We start from the raw sequence: 1,263 nt of genomic DNA on the forward strand, positions 1-1,263 counted from the left end.
TGATCGGAACGACCGTATTTAAAATGGGAACACCGATGGCACTGAACGCGTAGCCAACCAAGAACGCCGCGAGCAGTCCGACCAAAAGACCGACACTGCCAAAAATGATGTCCGTAATCGGTATCTTAACGAGCTGTTCCTCCAGCCACTTCATAAAATAGATCACATGATCTACTGCCCAAAAAGTAATAAGATAAAAGATAATGGCACCCAACAGTACACTTACATAAGGATTGTTTAATAAAGCAATATCATCTGCATGTAAAACAACTAATAATTCAGGAATGAGTATCATACCAAGAGTTCCGCCGACTATTAAGAAGCATGCTTGTATAATGCGTTTTAACATCCCTTTCACCTCCCTCTACTCATTATTGACCAATAAAATAAAATGAAACCTTCGAAAATTCGTTTTCATTATATACGTGAAATTCACTTAAGGATTTAGTGGATTTAGTGGATTTACAAATATGACTCTTCTCTTTTTCGTAATATTAGCCTAGCACCCTGTGTTTTGGGTGTCAAAAATAAGCGCCAATCAATTTCAAGCTAAAATAGGAATTTTTTGAAGTTAAGCTTTACATCCTTCTATTTGTGACCAGCTGGTTTTTTAAAATGCGAAGACCCTCTTTAATTTTATTGGCACGGACTTCCCCAATGCCTTCAACATCATCAAGGTCTTCAACCGAAGCTTTGTTGACTTCGCTAAAGCTTTCGAACTGATTCACTAAATTTTCGATGATCAATACCGGCAGCCGCGGGATTTTATGGAGGATGCGATAACCGCGGGGATGCACGGCTTCATCAAGGTGTATATATCCATGATAGCCCAAAACCTTAAGGAGGATGCTTTCATCCAGTTTTTCCTGCATGGCCAGTTCTTGAAGCCGATAAATGATTTCTTCAGGTTTTTCGTCATTTCTGGAGGTATAATCCTTGATGAGCCATTTTCCCTCCGTTTCTATATCTGCCAGGATTTCATTCATTTGCAGACGGATCAGCCTTCCTTCGGTACCAAGCTCATTCAGGTAGGTAAGCAGCTCCGCCTTGATCCTGAGAACCATTACATAGCGGTGAAATACCTGCAAAAGATCGGCATAGGTCACGATTTCCTCAAACTCGAGCGCTCCCAATACCGAGATGCTCTGCTGGAGGACCACCTTGTATTTTTCCAAGGTTTGAATGGCTAGATTGGCCTTGGCCAGTATGACTCCTATATCTTTGAGGGCATACCGGAAATTCCCCTGATATAACGTGATGACA

Annotated in this window: 1 protein-coding gene and 1 pseudogene; both read right to left on the reverse strand. The window is 41.3% G+C overall.

Annotated features, from left to right (window positions below):
- A pseudogene (locus CVN76_RS22030) lies at window positions 1-349 on the reverse strand (PIN domain nuclease); the annotation flags it as partial.
- Between the two features lie 229 nt (window positions 350-578).
- Window positions 579-1,263 (reverse strand): DNA integrity scanning diadenylate cyclase DisA (gene disA, locus CVN76_RS22035; RefSeq protein ID WP_100533072.1); only part of this gene is annotated, 685 nt, incomplete at its 5' end.

This window comes from Bacillus sp. mrc49 (assembly GCF_002803435.1).